This is a genomic window from Citricoccus sp. SGAir0253 (assembly GCF_005877055.1).
Taxonomy (GTDB): Bacteria; Actinomycetota; Actinomycetes; order Actinomycetales; family Micrococcaceae; genus Citricoccus.
The window spans coordinates 935,060-948,393 of record NZ_CP039424.1 but is presented as its reverse complement, the minus strand read 5'-3'; the positions used below and the strand labels follow the sequence as shown (position 1 = coordinate 948,393).

Sequence of the window (13,334 nt, the reverse complement as noted above, 5' to 3'; positions counted from 1 at the left end):
CCGGCGGGAGATCACTCCACCGTGACGGACTTGGCCAGGTTGCGCGGCTGGTCCACGTCGTAGCCCTTGGCCGTGGCCAGCTCGCAGGCGAAAATCTGCAGCGGCACGGTGGTCAGCAGCGGCATGAGCATGGGCTGCGTCTCCGGCACGTAGAAGACCGTCTCGGCGTAGGCCTGGACCGTCTCGTCGCCGGCCTCGGCCACCACGATGGTCTTCGCGCCGCGGGCGCGGACCTCCTGGATGTTGGAGACCACCTTCGCGTGCAGGGAGTGCCGGTCCATGGGGGACGGGACCACCACGAAGACCGGCTGGCCCTCGTCGATCAGGGCGATCGGCCCGTGCTTGAGCTCGCCGGCGGCGAAGCCCTCCGCGTGGATGTAGGCCAGTTCCTTGAGCTTGAGCGCGCCCTCGAGGGCCACGGGGTAGCCCACGTTGCGGCCCAGGAACAGCACGGAGGACGCCTCGGCCATGTCGCGGGCCAGGGCCTTGATGCCCTCGGCGTTGTCCAGGATCTCCTGCACCTTTGCCGGGATCGCGGCCAGCGCGGCCAGGATGTCCTTGATCTGCTGGCTGTACAGCTTCTTGTTCAGCTGGGCCAGGTACAGGCCCAGCAGGTACGCGGCGGTGATCTGCGCCAGGAAGGCCTTGGTGGAGGCCACCGCGATCTCCGGGCCGGCGTGCGTGTACAGCACGGCATCGGACTCGCGCGGGATCGTGGAGCCGTTGGTGTTGCAGATGGACACCGTGCGGGCGCCCTGCTCCTTGGCGTAGCGGACCGCCATGAGGGTGTCCATGGTCTCCCCGGACTGGGAGATGGACACCACGAGCGTGTTGGGGTCGATGATCGGGTCCCGGTAGCGGAACTCGTGGGAGAGCTCCACCTCCACCGGGATCCGGCACCAGTGCTCGATCGCGTACTTGGCCACCATGCCGGCGTAGGAGGAGGTGCCGCAGGCTAGCACGATGATCTTGTTGATCGACTTGAGCTCCTGCTCGTCGATGCGCAGCTCGTCGAGGATCAGCCGGCCGGTCTCGTCGCTACGGCCCAGCAGGGTGTCGGCCACGGCGGCGGGCTGGTCGTGGATCTCCTTCTCCATGAAGGTGGCGAAGCCGCCCTTCTCGGCCGCGGAGGCGTCCCAGTCCACCGTGAACTCCTTGCCGGAGGCGGGGTTGCCGTAGAAGTCGGTGATCTCCACGCCGTCCGCGGTGATGGTGACCACCTGGTCCTGCTCGAGCTCCACGGCCTTGCGGGTGAAGTCGATGAAGCCGGAGACGTCCGAGCCGAGGAAGTTCTCGCCCTCGCCCAGCCCGACGACCAGCGGGGAGTTCTTGCGGGAGGCGACCACGCGGTCCGGGTGCTCGGCGTGCACCGCGAGCAGGGTGAAGGCGCCCTCGAGCCGCTGGGCGGCGAGCTGCATCGCCTTGGTCAGGTCCTGGCCGGCCTCGTGGCGGTAGATGTGGCCGAGGAGCGCCGCGGCCACCTCGGTGTCGGTCTCCGAGCGGAACGTGACGCCGGCGGCGAGCAGCTCCCGCTTCAGCTCGGCAAAGTTCTCGATGATGCCGTTGTGGATGACGGAGAGCTGGTCCCCGTCCGCCAGGTGCGGGTGGGCATTGAGGTCGGTCGGCCCGCCGTGGGTGGCCCAGCGCGTGTGGCCGATACCCACCGTGGAGACGCCCACCGGGCGGGACTCCAGTTCGTCGGCGAGATTGGAGAGCTTCCCGGCCTTCTTGCGGTACTCGATGCCGCCGTCGTTGATGACGGCCACGCCCGCGGAGTCATAGCCGCGGTACTCGAGGCGCTTGAGGCCTTCCATGAGCACGTCCAGGGCGGAGTGCTGGTCCAGCTGAGAGGGCAGGCCGATATAGCCGACGATTCCACACATGCCGCCTAGCGTATCCCGCCACGTGGACCGCACCTTGCACGCGGGCCCGATCGAGGCCGCGTCGGGAGGTGATCACCGTCACCCGATGTCAACCCCGCGTCGGTATACTCCGCCCGGTCCCATCGCTCTTCCTCCGGAGTCCGCCCATGTCATCTTCCCGCCCAGGTTCCGAGGGCCTCAGGCTCGACATCCAGGGCCTGCGCGCGGTGGCCGTGCTCCTCGTGGTGGTCTACCACGCGGGCGTCCCCCTCCTGCCGGGCGGGTACATCGGCGTGGACGTCTTCTTCGTGGTCTCCGGCTACCTCATCACCCGGGGGCTCATGAGACGAGCCGAGGCATCGGGCACGGTGGACCTCGTCGACTTCTACGCCCGGCGGGTGCGGCGCATCCTCCCGGCGGCGCTCACTGCCATCGCGGGGACCGTGGGCCTGACCGTGGCCTTCCTGCCCCACTCCCGCTGGGACGGCATCGCCACCGACGCGGCGTACAGCGGCCTGTTCGCCGTCAACTGGCACCTGTCCGACGCAGCCACGGACTACCTGGTGCAGGACGAGGCCGCCAGTCCGCTCCAGCACTTCTGGTCCCTGGCCGTCGAGGAGCAGTTCTACCTCCTGTGGCCAGTCCTGGTCGCGGGGGCCTTCCTGGGGTCACGGAGGTCAGGGGGCCTTCACCTTGGGGGGATGTCGTTGGTGCTCCCGCCGCGAGCCGTCGTCCTCGGCGCAGCGGTCCTCCTGACGGCCGCGTCGCTGGGACGGTCCGTGTACCTCTCCTTGGCCGATCCCGCGGCCGCATACTTCTCCACCTCCGCCCGGATGCACGAACTCGGCCTCGGTGTCCTCGTGGCCCTGCTCTCGGCGCGTCTCGCCCGGACCCCGCACTGGTTGGCCGCCATCCTCGGCTGGACCGGACTCGCCGCCGTCCTGGGGGCAGGCGCCTTCTTCGGATCCTCCACCCCGTTCCCCGGCATCGCAGCCCTGGTCCCCACCCTGGGGGCGGCGGCCATCATCGTCTCCGGGCTGTCTTCGTCCCGGGCCACCGGCGTGGGATCGCTCCTCTCGCTCCGCCCCCTGCGCTGGGTCGGTGACCTCTCCTTCTCCCTGTACCTCTGGCACTGGCCGCTGCTGGTCGTCGCGGAGTTCCTCCTCGACGGACTCACGCCGGCCAGCGGGCTCGCGGTCGCCGGTCTCTCCTTCCTCCCGGCATGGCTGAGCTATCGATACATCGAGCGGCCGGCGCAGCGGTGGCGGTTCGCCCAGGGGCCGGCCCGTGCCGTGCAGGTGGGCCTGGCCGCCACCCTGGCGGTCACGGCGTGCACGTTCACCTGGGCCGCGGCCAGTGCCCTCCGGGAGTCCCGGGAGGCCGCCCTCTCTGCCAGCGTCAAGCAGGAGTACGAGCAGGGCCTCGAGTTCGACAGGACCGGCTCCGGGAGCCGGCTGTTGCTCGGAGCCGAGCTCCTCCCCGCCGACGCGGACGCAGCCCTCGACCCTGCGGGCGGGCACGTCATCCCCTCGCCCGGGACGGCGACGGCGGACAACCCCGCGAGCTATCGCGACGGATGCCACCAGAGCGCCACGGGGACCGGTCCGACGGCCTGCGTCTACGGCTCGGACCGGCCGAAGCTGACGATCGCCGTCGTCGGGGACTCGCACGCCGCCCAGTGGCTGCCGGCGCTCGTGCCCCTAGCCGAGAGGAACAGCTGGCAGGTCCATGCGTACACCAAGTCCTCCTGTCCCATGACCGAGGGGTCAGTCTCGTACGACGGCATCAGCCATCCCTCCTGCGAGGCCTGGAACGACGGTGTGCGCCGGAGGCTCCTCGCCCTGGAGCCCGATCTGGTGCTCACGTCGAGCTTCCAGTACGACTCCGCGACGGACGAGCCGATGCACGCGGGCCTGGCCGCCTCCTGGAGGGCCTTGGACGCCGCGGGGATCCCGGTCCGGGTCCTCGTCGATCCGCCGTCGCCCGGCTTCCACATGGCCGAGTGCGTCGAACGGAACTCGTCCGTGGTGGCGCGCTGTGACTTCCCCGCCCGCGAGGGCGGAGAGAGCGGCCGGGCCGCCCAGGAGGCGGCCCTGCGCCTCGTCCCAGAGGCCCACCCCATCGACCTCGAGCCGTGGATCTGCCCCGAGGGAACCTGCCGGGCCGTGATCGGGGACGTCCTGGTCTACCGCGATACGAGCCACCTGACGGCCACCTACTCCACCACGCTGGCGCCGGCCCTCGGAGACGCCCTCCGTGCCACCGGCATTCCGGTGGCCTCGGCCGGTGCCTGAGCCCCTCTCCGTGGAGTGATCAACACCGCCGCCACTAGCCAATCCCCGGCGTCCGTGCCTACGGTGACGCAGAGGGCGCAGGCCCCGCACCGGGGCACGGGCGCCACCACCAGCGATCAGCAGGAGGTACGGCATGAGAGCACTCACCTGGCAGGGAAAGCGGCACGTCGCGGTCGAGGAGGTGGCCGATCCGGTCATCCAGGCCCCCACGGACGCCATCATCCGCATCACCTCCTCGGCCATCTGTGGCTCGGACCTGCACCTCTACGAGGTCCTCGGTCCGTTCATGGACAAGGACGACGTCCTCGGCCACGAGCCCATGGGCATCGTGGAAGAGGTCGGCTCCGAGGTGACGAACATCTCGGTGGGCGACCGCGTGGTCATCCCCTTCAACATCTCCTGCGGCCACTGCTGGATGTGCGAGCGCGGGCTGCAGTCCCAGTGTGAGACCAACCAGGTGCGCGAGCACGGCTCCGGCACCGCCCTGTTCGGCTTCTCCCGGCTCTACGGCTCCGTGCCCGGCGGCCAGGCGGAGTACCTGCGCGTGCCCAACGCGGACTACGGGCCCATCAAGGTCCCGCACACGGGCGAGGACGAGCAGTGGCTCTACCTCTCGGACATCCTGCCCACCGCGTGGCAGGGCGTGCGGTACGCCCAGGTTCCCGACGGCGGCTCGCTCGCCGTCCTGGGGCTCGGCCCGGTGGGCCAGTTCGCGGCCCGCATCGGCCGGCACCTCGGGTACCGGGTGCTCGCCGTGGACCCCGTCCCGGAGCGCCGGGCCCTGGCCGAGCGCCACGGCATCGAGGCCATCGACCAGGACGAGCACGTCGTCGACCGCCTGCGGCTGGCCACGGACGGGCGCGGCCCGGACGCGGTGCTGGACGCCGTCGGGATGGAGGCCCACGGCTCCCCCGCCGCCGGGACCGCCCACCAGCTCGTGGGCATGCTGCCGGACGCGATCGGCCGGCTGATGATGAAGAAGGGCGGCGTGGACCGGCTCAACGCCCTGTCCACGGCGATCGACGCGGTGCGCCGCGGCGGCACGCTCTCCCTCTCCGGCGTCTACGGCGGCATGGCGGACCCGCTGCCGATGCTCACCCTGTTCGACAAGCAGGTCACCATCCGCCAGGGCCAGTGCAACGTCAAGCACTGGATCGACGACCTCATGCCCCTCGTGGACGATCCGTCCGACCCGCTGGGCACCCTGGACCTGGCCACCCACCGGGTGCCGCTGGACCGCGCCCCGGAGATGTACGACATCTTCCAGAAGAAGCAGGACGGCTGCATCAAGGTGGTGCTCAAGCCCGGGCTCCACGCCGCCGGCCAGGCCTCGCAGTCCGGCATCGCCCGCGCGGGCTTCTCCCCGCAGGCGGGTGCCTCCGCGGCCTCCTCGTCGTCCTCCGCGTCCGCCCCGCGGGCCACGTCGCCCACCGACACCTCCTGGGACATCTGATGCGGATCGTCGTCCTCGGCGCCACCGGCAACGTCGGCACCGCCCTGCTGCACCGGCTGCAGCAGGCGCGGGCCGACGGCCAGGTGCAGTCGATCGTGGGGGTCTCCCGCGAGGGCCCGGACCGCGCGGGCGCCCCCTACGAGGGCGTCGAGTGGCACCGGATCGACGTCACGGACCCGGACGCCGGCCCGCGGCTGGAGATCGTGATGCGCGGTGCGGACGCGGTGATCGACCTCGTGTGGGTCATCCGCCCCAACCGCGACCGCGAGTTCCTGCGGAGGGTCAACGTGGAGGGCAACCGCACCGTCTTCCAGGCGGTGGCCCATGCGCAGGTCCCCCACCTCGTCTACGCCTCCTCGATCGGCGCCTACGGCAAGGGCTCCAAGACCGTGCCGGTGGACGAGTCCCACCCCACCACGGGCACGCCGACCTCCCACTACGGGGCGCAGAAGGCCGAGGTGGAGCACCTGCTGGACGAGCTGCAGGCCGAGCACCCGGACCTGCTGGTCACGCGCCTGCGGCCGGGGCTGATCTTCGGGGCCCGGCCGGCGCCGGAGATCAAGGACTACTTCCTGGGCGACCTACTCCCCGCGCGGCTGCTGACGTGGCTGCTCGCCCCGGGGCGGATCCCGGTGCTGCCCTTCCCGCGCGGCATCCGCTTCCAGGCGGTGGCGGACGTGGACATCGCCGAGGCGTATTGGCAGGTGACCCGCCAGCGCGCCGCCGGGGCGTTCAACGTGGCCGCCGAGCCGGTGCTGGACGCCCGGACCGTCGGACAGCTGCTCGGCTCGCGCCGGTACCTGGAGCTGCCGGTGGGCCTCTTCGCCCGGCTCGCCTCGGCCACCTACCGGCTGCGGCTGCAGCCGACCGACCCGGGCTGGGTGGACATGGCCGCCGTCGTGCCCATCATGGACACCTCGAGGATCCGGCGCGAGGTCGGCTGGAACGAGACCGTGTCCTCGCAGCGCGCGGTGCGGGAGTTGCTGGACCACTTCGCCGGGCTCGAGGCCCTGGGCAACGCGGACCACCGCTCCCACTCCCCCGCCGAGTAGCCCAAGAGGAGGTCACGTACACGCCCGACGTCGGCCCGCTCGGCGCGTCGCGACGTCGGGCGTGTACGTGACCCGGGGGGGGCGCGGCGGGTCAGCGCAGGAAGCGCGTGCCGAGGGTCTCGTCGCTGATGCGGCGGACGGCGTCCTGCAGCTCGCGCGTGCGCTCGTGGTTGGCCTCCATCTCGGCGCGGTCCAGGCCGCCCTCGGGAGCGAGCGTCGCGAGCTCGGCGAGGGCCTGCCACATGCCCATCTGGCCCTGCAGGGCGCCCTGCAGGATGTCCAGCTCCACCTGCGTCATGCCCTGGGTCTTGGAGCGGGTGAGGTTCACGGGGTTGAACCGGCCTGCCACGGCCGCGGCCAGGCCGGCCATGGCGTGCAGGGGCGACCGGTGCAGGCCCAGCCGGTCGATGAGCGCGATGAGCCGGTCCTGCATCTCGCTCACCTGCGCCGTGAGGTCCTTGAACCGCTGCTCGTACGGGGTGCCCCGCCACGTGTCCGCCGCCGTGCGGAACATGCGCACGCCGCTGCGGGAGCCGAGCAGGTGGTGGTTGAGGTAGTCCTGGAGCTCGTGGCGGTCCAGGAGCTGGGGGACGTGGTCCTTCGGGGTGCCGGTGGCGTCGCTGGTGCTCATGGTCCCTGACTACGCGGACCGGGGCCCGCTCCGCAAGGGCCGGTCAGTCCGTGAGGACCCCATGAACGGTCTCCGCCCAGAGCAGGCTGCCCTCCTCGGAGGGGTGGATGGCGTCCACCAGCAGGGGCCCGAGGTCCCCGGCGTCCTCGAAGGCCCCCTCGACGTCGATGACCGGCAGGTCCCGCTCGGCTGCCTCGGCCCGGACCGCCTCGCGGATCCGCGCGTCCTGCTCCTCCCAGTCCCCCGTGGCGGGGTTCTGCGCGATGAGCGCGACCGGGGCGGCGTCCTCCCCGGCGGTGAGCGCGTCCAGCAGGCCGGGCAGGCCCTCCTGCAGCTCGTCCAGGGTGCCGCGGTGGCCGTAGTTCACGAGGGTGAGGTCCACGGACTCCGGCCGCATGGCCTCCAGGTGCCGCAGCCCGTCCGCCGGGGTGGCGTCCCCGGGCGAGCCGTTGTAGAGGGTGATCCGGCGCTCGCCGGAGCCGTAGGTGCGCGGCTGGAGGTAGAACCGGTCCTCGTCCGCGTTCCAGGAGTGCATCTCCACGGACGCCTCCTCCCCGAGCAGCGCGGCCCAGCGGCCCACCCATTCGGTGGAGACGTCTCCCGTGGAGTCGCCGAGCACGCTGATGACGATGTCCTCGTCCCCGCCGACCACGTCGCGGGCGGCCGCGGTGGCCGCCGCGACGGGGTCCTCGGTGCCGTCCTCGTCCTCGGCCGCGGACCGGGAGGGGGCCTCGGACGCCGAGGGCGAGGCGGACGCACCGGCGGAGGACTCCCGGCCGCCCGGGGCGTTCCCGTCCGGGGCGGTGGACCCGGCGCTGGCCTGCGCGGCCTGGGCCGATTGGGCGGCCGTGCGGTACTCCCGCTGCTGGTTCACCAGCGTGACGAGCAGGGCGAGGATGCCCGCCACGAGGACCACCAGGCCCACCCACTGCAGCTTCCGGACACCCTCATGCGCGCTCACAGGGGGGATCCTACCCGGCTGACCGGGCACGACCCGGACATCGCCGTCCGCCGACTGGCTTCCCCGGAACGGGCATGCCTACAGTGGCGCACGTCGAGAGGAGACGGGGATGAGACACGGGAGAGACGGTGGACCACGGCGGGACCGGGCGGGGCTGCCGCTCGCGGGACTGGCACTCACCGCCGCCCTGGCACTGACCGGCTGCACGTCGTCGGGCTATCCGGCGGACCCGGACGGCACCTACGACCGGGCCACCGGGGGCACCCTGAGGGTGGGCGCGGTGCACCACCCGCCCTACGTGGACGCGAGCGGCGCGGAGCCGGAGGGCAGCGAGGCGGAGCTCGTGGAGGGCTTTGCCCGCAGCATCGACGCGGACATCGAGTGGACCGTCACGGGCGAGGCCGCGGCGATGACCGCCCTGAAGGAAGGCGACCTCGACCTGGTGGCCGGCGGGCTCACCACCAAGACGCCCTGGACCACGCACGCCGCCATCACGCGCTCCTACGCGGAGGACACCGGTCCGGACGGGAAGACCGCGAGGCTCGTCATGGCGGTGCCGCTGGGCGAGAACCAGATGCTCACCGAGCTCGAGCGGTACCTGGACACCGAGCACCCGGGGGCGCGGCCATGAGCGGCAACGGGAACCGGCACGCCGGGCGCCGCTTCGGACGCACGGAGCTGCCGCCGGAGCTGCAGCAGGCCGCGCACCGTGCGATTCGCCTGGAGTGGATCACCCTGGGCGTCCTAGCCGTGACGGTGCTCGTGGTGGGGCTCGTGACCGGCAGTTCCCAGGCCATGAAGGCCGCGTGGATCGAGGACATGCTGTCCTTCGTCCCGCCGACCGCCTTCCTCGTGGCCATGCGCGTCATCAACCGCCCGCCCTCGCGGAACCGGCCCTACGGCAACCACCGGGCCATCGGGATCGGCCACCTCGTGGCGGGCGTGGCGCTGCTGACCATGGGCGTCTTCCTCGTGGTGGACTCCGCGATCGGGCTGGTCACCGGCGAGCACCCGCCGATCGGCTCCTACCACCTGTTCGGGCAGACCATCTGGATGGGCTGGTTCATGATCGTGGTCATGCTCCTGTCCGTCCCGGGGCCGGTGATCCTGGGCCGGATGAAGCTCAAGATCGCCGACCAGCTGCACGACAAGGTCCTCTACGCGGACGCGGACATGAACAAGGCCGACTGGCAGACCGGCATCGCCACCGCGGTGGGCGTGGCCGGCGTGGGCCTGGGCTGGTGGTGGGCGGACGCCGCCGCCGCGATCTTCGTGGGCGCGAGCATCGTGTACGACGGCGTGCGCAACGTCGGCACGGCCGTCACGGACCTGGCCGACGCCCGCGCCCGCACGATCGAGGGCAAGGGCGAGCACCCGCTGGTCTACCGGGCCGAGGACCACGCGAGCTCGAGCGACTGGGTGCGGCAGGCCGGCGCCCGGGTCCGGGACGAGGGCCACGTGTTCCACGTGGAGATGTTCGTGGTCCCCGAGCCCGGGGCCACCGTGACCCTGGAGCGGCTGCAGTCCCTGCGCGACTCCCTCGCGGAGCTGGACTGGAAGCTCGAGGACATCGTGGTGGTGCCCGTGCCGGAGCTGCCCGCCGAGGTGCACGGCGGCCGGGCCGGGGACCGCCAGGCCGAGGGCGGGATGCAGTGGGCGGAGCGCTGACGGGCTGGGCGCCGACGGGCGGGCCGTCCTGCGTGCGGCCCGCCGGCTACCGCGCGACGTGGGCCGCGGTGACCAGGTTCAGGCCCTCGCCCCGCTCCGCCGCCGTCAGGTTCCCCAGCGTCGTGGCCGCGATGCTGGTCATGGCCTCGCGGGTGAAGAACCCCTGGTGGCCGGTGACCAGCACGTTGGGAAAGGTGAGCAGCCGCGAGAACACGTCGTCGCGCAGGACCTGGTCGGAGAGGTCCTCGAAGAACAGGTCCGCCTCCTCCTCGTACACGTCCAGGCCCAGGTAGCCGATCTTCCCCCGCTTGAGCGCCTCGATGACGGCGACCGTGTCGATCAGCATGCCCCGGCTCGTGTTGATGAGCATGACGCCGTCACGCATGCCGTCCAGTTCCGCGGCACCCAGGAAGTGGTGGGTCTGGGGCGTGAGGGGAAGGTGCAGGGACACGATGTCGGACTGGGCCAGCAGGGGCCCGAGCGGCAGGTACTCCACCCCCAGGGCCCGGCACTCCTCGCTGGGATGGGGGTCGCTCGCCACCACCCGGCACCCGAAGCCCGTCATGATGCGCGCGAAGCACGTCCCGATGCGGCCGGTCCCGACGATGCCCACGGTCTTGCCGTGCAGGTCGAAGCCCAGCAGGCCCGTCAGCGCGAAGTTCCCCTCGCGCACCCGGTTGTAGGCCCGGTGCGTCCTGCGGTCCAGCGCCAGCACCAGGGCCGCGCAGTGCTCGGCCACCGCGTGGGGTGAGTAGGCCGGGACGCGCGACACGGAGATCCCGAGGCGCTCCGCCGCCCGGAGGTCCACCTGGTTGAAGCCCGCGCACCGCAGGGCCACGTGACGGATCCCCAGGGCGGCCAGGCGCTCCAGCACGCCGCCGCCGAGGTCGTCGTTGACGAAGGCGCAGACCGCGTCCGCATCCGCCGCCAGCGGGACCGTATCCGGCGTCAGGCGCGGCTCCAGGAAGGACAGCCGGTGCCCCGGGGCGGGGTTCGCCTCGGTCAGGAACTGCCTGTCGTACGGCTTCGTGCTGTAGACCGCCACCCGCATGTGCTGCCTCCGCCCGCGTGAGGGATGCCCACCACCCTAGGGCCGCGGCCGCCTCCGGCACAGCACGGACCAGGCGCTCGAACCTCGCACCGCAGCCACACTCGGCACGGACCACGCCACACGTCCCGGCCCCTCACCTCGCCGGATGGATAATGGAGCCGTGACCCGACCCACCACCGCCGGTACCGGACTGCGCCCGGCCGTGCCCCTTGCGCCGCCGTCGCAGGCCTGGGCCGGCTCCCCGCCCGAGCCCGAGGGCGCCACCGAGAACTACTCCCCCTTCATCGAGCTGGACCGCCAGGCCTGGGCGCGGCTCGCCCGGGAGATGGAGCAGCCCTTCGACCAGGCGGACGTGGACCGGCTGCGCGGCATCGGCGAGCACCTGTCCCTGCGCGAGGTCGCGGAGGTCTACCTGCCGCTGTCCCGGCTGCTGAGCATCCACGTGGACGCCGCGGCCCACCTGCGCCGGGAGTCGAACTCCTTCCTCGGCGAGTCCACGCGGCGCACGCCCTTCGTGATCGGCGTGGCCGGCTCGGTGGCCGTGGGCAAGTCCACCACCGCGCGCGTGCTGCAGGAGATGCTGCGCCGCTGGCCCAACACCCCGCGCGTGGAGCTCGTCACCACGGACGGCTTCCTCTACCCCAATGCCGAGCTGAGGCGGCGCGGGCTGATGGACCGCAAGGGCTTCCCGGAGTCCTACGACCGGCGCCGGCTCCTGCGGTTCGTGGCCGACGTCAAGTCCGGTGCCCCGGAGGTCCGGGCCCCCATGTACTCGCACCTGACCTACGACATCCTCCCGCACGAGGAGGTCGTGGTGCACCGCCCGGACGTGCTGATCATGGAGGGGCTCAACGTGCTCGCCCCGCCGCGCGTGCGCGCCGACGGCACCACGGGCCTGAGCGTGTCCGACTTCTTCGACTACTCCATCTACGTGGACGCCCGCACCCCCGCGGTGAAGCAGTGGTACGTGGAGCGGTTCATGCGCCTGCGCTCGGGCGCCTTCGCCGACCCGCAGAGCTACTTCCACCGCTACTCCACCCTGTCCGACGAGGAGGCCGAGCTCACCGCCCAGGACATCTGGGACCGCATCAACGGCCCGAACCTCGTGCAGAACGTCCTGCCCACGCGCGGCCGCGCCAAGCTGGTGATGTCCAAGGACGTGGGGCACACCGTCAAGCGCGTCCTGATGCGGAAGGTCTGAGTCCCATGCCCCTCCCCCGCCGCCCGCGCCGGGCCGTGGTCCCGGCCCTCGGCCTCGCCGCCCTGCTGCTGGCCGGGTGCACGACGGCGCCCGGCGGCCCGGGCGGTCCGGCCACCCCGGGCGCGGGGTCGGGAACGGCGTCGCCGTCCGCGGGGGCCGTGACCTCTCCCGCCCGGGGTGGCTCGTCGCCCGCCCCGACCGGTGCGAGCACCGCCGGGGGCACCTCCGCGCCGGGCTCGCCGGCGTCGTCGTCCTCCACTGCCAGCCGGTCCACCGCACCGGCCACCGCCTCGAGCTCCCCGGCCCCGCCGCGCTCCTCGGCCCCCGCGCCGGGGGCCGCCGCGGGCCACCGCGACCCTGCCTCGCTGTCCGTGCTCGTGAACAAGCAGAACCCGCTGCGCCCGCTCGACTGGGCGCCGGCGGACCTCGTCACCCCGGACGTCCCGGCCACGCGGAGCGGACTCACCCTGCGCGCCCCGGCCGCGCGGGCCGCCGAGGAGCTGTTCGCCGCCGCCGCGGCCGACGGCGTGGACCTGTCCCTCGTCAGCGCCTACCGGTCCCACGCCTACCAGCAGGACACCTACGCCGGCTGGGTCCGCCAGCACGGCCGGGCCGGCGCCGACCGCGTCTCCGCCCGGCCCGGGCACTCGGAGCACCAGACCGGGCTCGCCCTGGACGTCGGCGCCCGGGACGGCTCCTGCACCCTCGAGACCTGCTTCGAGGACACCCGCGCCGGGCGCTGGGTGGCCGCGCACGCCGTCGAGCACGGCTTCGTCATCCGGTACCCCGCCGGGTCCGAGGCGGTCACCGGCTACTCGTACGAGCCCTGGCACCTGCGCTACCTGGGGACCGCCGAGGCAGCCCGCGTGGCCGCCGTCGGCGGCGTGCTCGAGACGGCGTGGGGCTTCCCAGCCGCGCCGGGGTACTGAGCGGGCCCCGCACCCCGCGTCATCCCGCGCCGACCCGCCCAGGACTGTCCCGGTGCCCGTCGCCGAACGGTCTCCCCCGGTCCCCGCCCTGCCCCGGTGACCGTTACTGGGCCGTGTCCTCGGTCCCCGCGCGCCCCCGGAATGGGTGGTGAACTGCAACATGGGGGGAGCCCTCGCACCCTGTCCGCCTCCTCGCCGCCCGGAGCACACTGTGTCCACCCGGCGCCGATCG

Annotated in this window: 11 protein-coding genes; 7 read left to right on the top strand and 4 right to left on the bottom strand. The window is 72.6% G+C overall.

All coding sequences use genetic code 11. From position 1 onward, the window contains the following. Nucleotides 1–11: 11 nt before the first annotated feature. Complete coding sequence (gene glmS / locus E7744_RS04380; RefSeq protein ID WP_137773081.1) at nucleotides 12–1,883, bottom strand: glutamine--fructose-6-phosphate transaminase (isomerizing); 1,872 nt, start codon at nucleotides 1,881–1,883, stop codon at nucleotides 12–14. Nucleotides 1,884–2,029: 146 nt separating this feature from the next. On the opposite strand from glmS, the gene E7744_RS04375 reads away from it, so the two are divergent. From E7744_RS04375 to E7744_RS04365, 3 genes are all read left to right on the top strand, one after another. Further along, nucleotides 2,030–4,156 (top strand): acyltransferase family protein, encoded by a 2,127-nt coding sequence (locus tag E7744_RS04375; RefSeq protein WP_137773080.1) that lies wholly within the window; start codon nucleotides 2,030–2,032, stop codon nucleotides 4,154–4,156. Between the two features lie 133 nt (nucleotides 4,157–4,289). Beyond that, the gene (locus tag E7744_RS04370) at nucleotides 4,290–5,609 is read left to right on the top strand and encodes a zinc-dependent alcohol dehydrogenase (RefSeq protein ID WP_137773079.1); all 1,320 of its coding nucleotides are present in this window, start codon (nucleotides 4,290–4,292) and stop codon (nucleotides 5,607–5,609) included. Continuing rightward, nucleotides 5,609–6,661, top strand: coding sequence for an NAD-dependent epimerase/dehydratase family protein (locus E7744_RS04365; RefSeq protein WP_137773078.1), 1,053 nt, complete (start codon nucleotides 5,609–5,611; stop codon nucleotides 6,659–6,661). Before E7744_RS04370 ends, E7744_RS04365 begins: the two co-directional genes overlap by 1 nt. A 91-nt stretch (nucleotides 6,662–6,752) precedes the next feature. Here E7744_RS04365 and E7744_RS04360 read toward each other — a convergent pair whose 3' ends face one another. Further along, complete coding sequence (locus E7744_RS04360; protein ID WP_137773077.1) at nucleotides 6,753–7,292, bottom strand: hypothetical protein; 540 nt, start codon at nucleotides 7,290–7,292, stop codon at nucleotides 6,753–6,755. A gap of 43 nt (nucleotides 7,293–7,335) precedes the next feature. Further along, on the bottom strand, nucleotides 7,336–8,253 hold the full coding sequence (locus tag E7744_RS04355) for an SGNH/GDSL hydrolase family protein (protein ID WP_137773076.1): 918 nt from the start codon (nucleotides 8,251–8,253) through the stop codon (nucleotides 7,336–7,338). 109 nt (nucleotides 8,254–8,362) lie between these two features. On the opposite strand from E7744_RS04355, the gene E7744_RS04350 reads away from it, so the two are divergent. Then, nucleotides 8,363–8,884 carry a transporter substrate-binding domain-containing protein gene (locus E7744_RS04350; RefSeq protein ID WP_137773075.1) on the top strand — a complete coding sequence of 174 codons (522 nt, stop codon included), beginning with the start codon at nucleotides 8,363–8,365 and terminating at the stop codon, nucleotides 8,882–8,884. Further along, nucleotides 8,881–9,921 carry a cation transporter gene (locus E7744_RS04345; RefSeq protein ID WP_137773074.1) on the top strand — a complete coding sequence of 347 codons (1,041 nt, stop codon included), beginning with the start codon at nucleotides 8,881–8,883 and terminating at the stop codon, nucleotides 9,919–9,921. The genes E7744_RS04350 and E7744_RS04345 overlap by 4 nt, the downstream gene beginning before the upstream one ends. 46 nt (nucleotides 9,922–9,967) lie before the next feature. Here E7744_RS04345 and E7744_RS04340 read toward each other — a convergent pair whose 3' ends face one another. After that, nucleotides 9,968–10,972, bottom strand: coding sequence for a 2-hydroxyacid dehydrogenase (locus E7744_RS04340; RefSeq protein ID WP_137773073.1), 1,005 nt, complete (start codon nucleotides 10,970–10,972; stop codon nucleotides 9,968–9,970). A gap of 283 nt (nucleotides 10,973–11,255) precedes the next feature. Here E7744_RS04340 and coaA point away from each other — a divergent pair, with 283 nt between their 5' ends. Both coaA and E7744_RS04330 read left to right on the top strand, forming a co-directional pair. Beyond that, nucleotides 11,256–12,173 (top strand): type I pantothenate kinase, encoded by a 918-nt coding sequence (gene coaA, locus E7744_RS04335; RefSeq protein WP_256376031.1) that lies wholly within the window; start codon nucleotides 11,256–11,258, stop codon nucleotides 12,171–12,173. Nucleotides 12,174–12,178: 5 nt separating this feature from the next. Further along, nucleotides 12,179–13,102, top strand: coding sequence for a D-alanyl-D-alanine carboxypeptidase family protein (locus tag E7744_RS04330; RefSeq protein ID WP_137773071.1), 924 nt, complete (start codon nucleotides 12,179–12,181; stop codon nucleotides 13,100–13,102). Nucleotides 13,103–13,334: the final 232 nt, after the last annotated feature.

What these genes read in the sequence shown, in the direction of transcription:
- glmS (WP_137773081.1), bottom strand. Translation starts at nt 1,883, where the DNA reads ATGTGTGGAATCGTCGGCTATATCGGCCTGCCCTCTCAGCTGGACCAG.
- E7744_RS04375 (WP_137773080.1), top strand. Translation starts at nt 2,030, where the DNA reads ATGTCATCTTCCCGCCCAGGTTCCGAGGGCCTCAGGCTCGACATCCAG.
- E7744_RS04370 (WP_137773079.1), top strand. Translation starts at nt 4,290, where the DNA reads ATGAGAGCACTCACCTGGCAGGGAAAGCGGCACGTCGCGGTCGAGGAG.
- E7744_RS04365 (WP_137773078.1), top strand. Translation starts at nt 5,609, where the DNA reads ATGCGGATCGTCGTCCTCGGCGCCACCGGCAACGTCGGCACCGCCCTG.
- E7744_RS04360 (WP_137773077.1), bottom strand. Translation starts at nt 7,292, where the DNA reads ATGAGCACCAGCGACGCCACCGGCACCCCGAAGGACCACGTCCCCCAG.
- E7744_RS04350 (WP_137773075.1), top strand. Translation starts at nt 8,363, where the DNA reads ATGAGACACGGGAGAGACGGTGGACCACGGCGGGACCGGGCGGGGCTG.
- E7744_RS04345 (WP_137773074.1), top strand. Translation starts at nt 8,881, where the DNA reads ATGAGCGGCAACGGGAACCGGCACGCCGGGCGCCGCTTCGGACGCACG.
- E7744_RS04340 (WP_137773073.1), bottom strand. Translation starts at nt 10,972, where the DNA reads ATGCGGGTGGCGGTCTACAGCACGAAGCCGTACGACAGGCAGTTCCTG.
- E7744_RS04330 (WP_137773071.1), top strand. Translation starts at nt 12,179, where the DNA reads ATGCCCCTCCCCCGCCGCCCGCGCCGGGCCGTGGTCCCGGCCCTCGGC.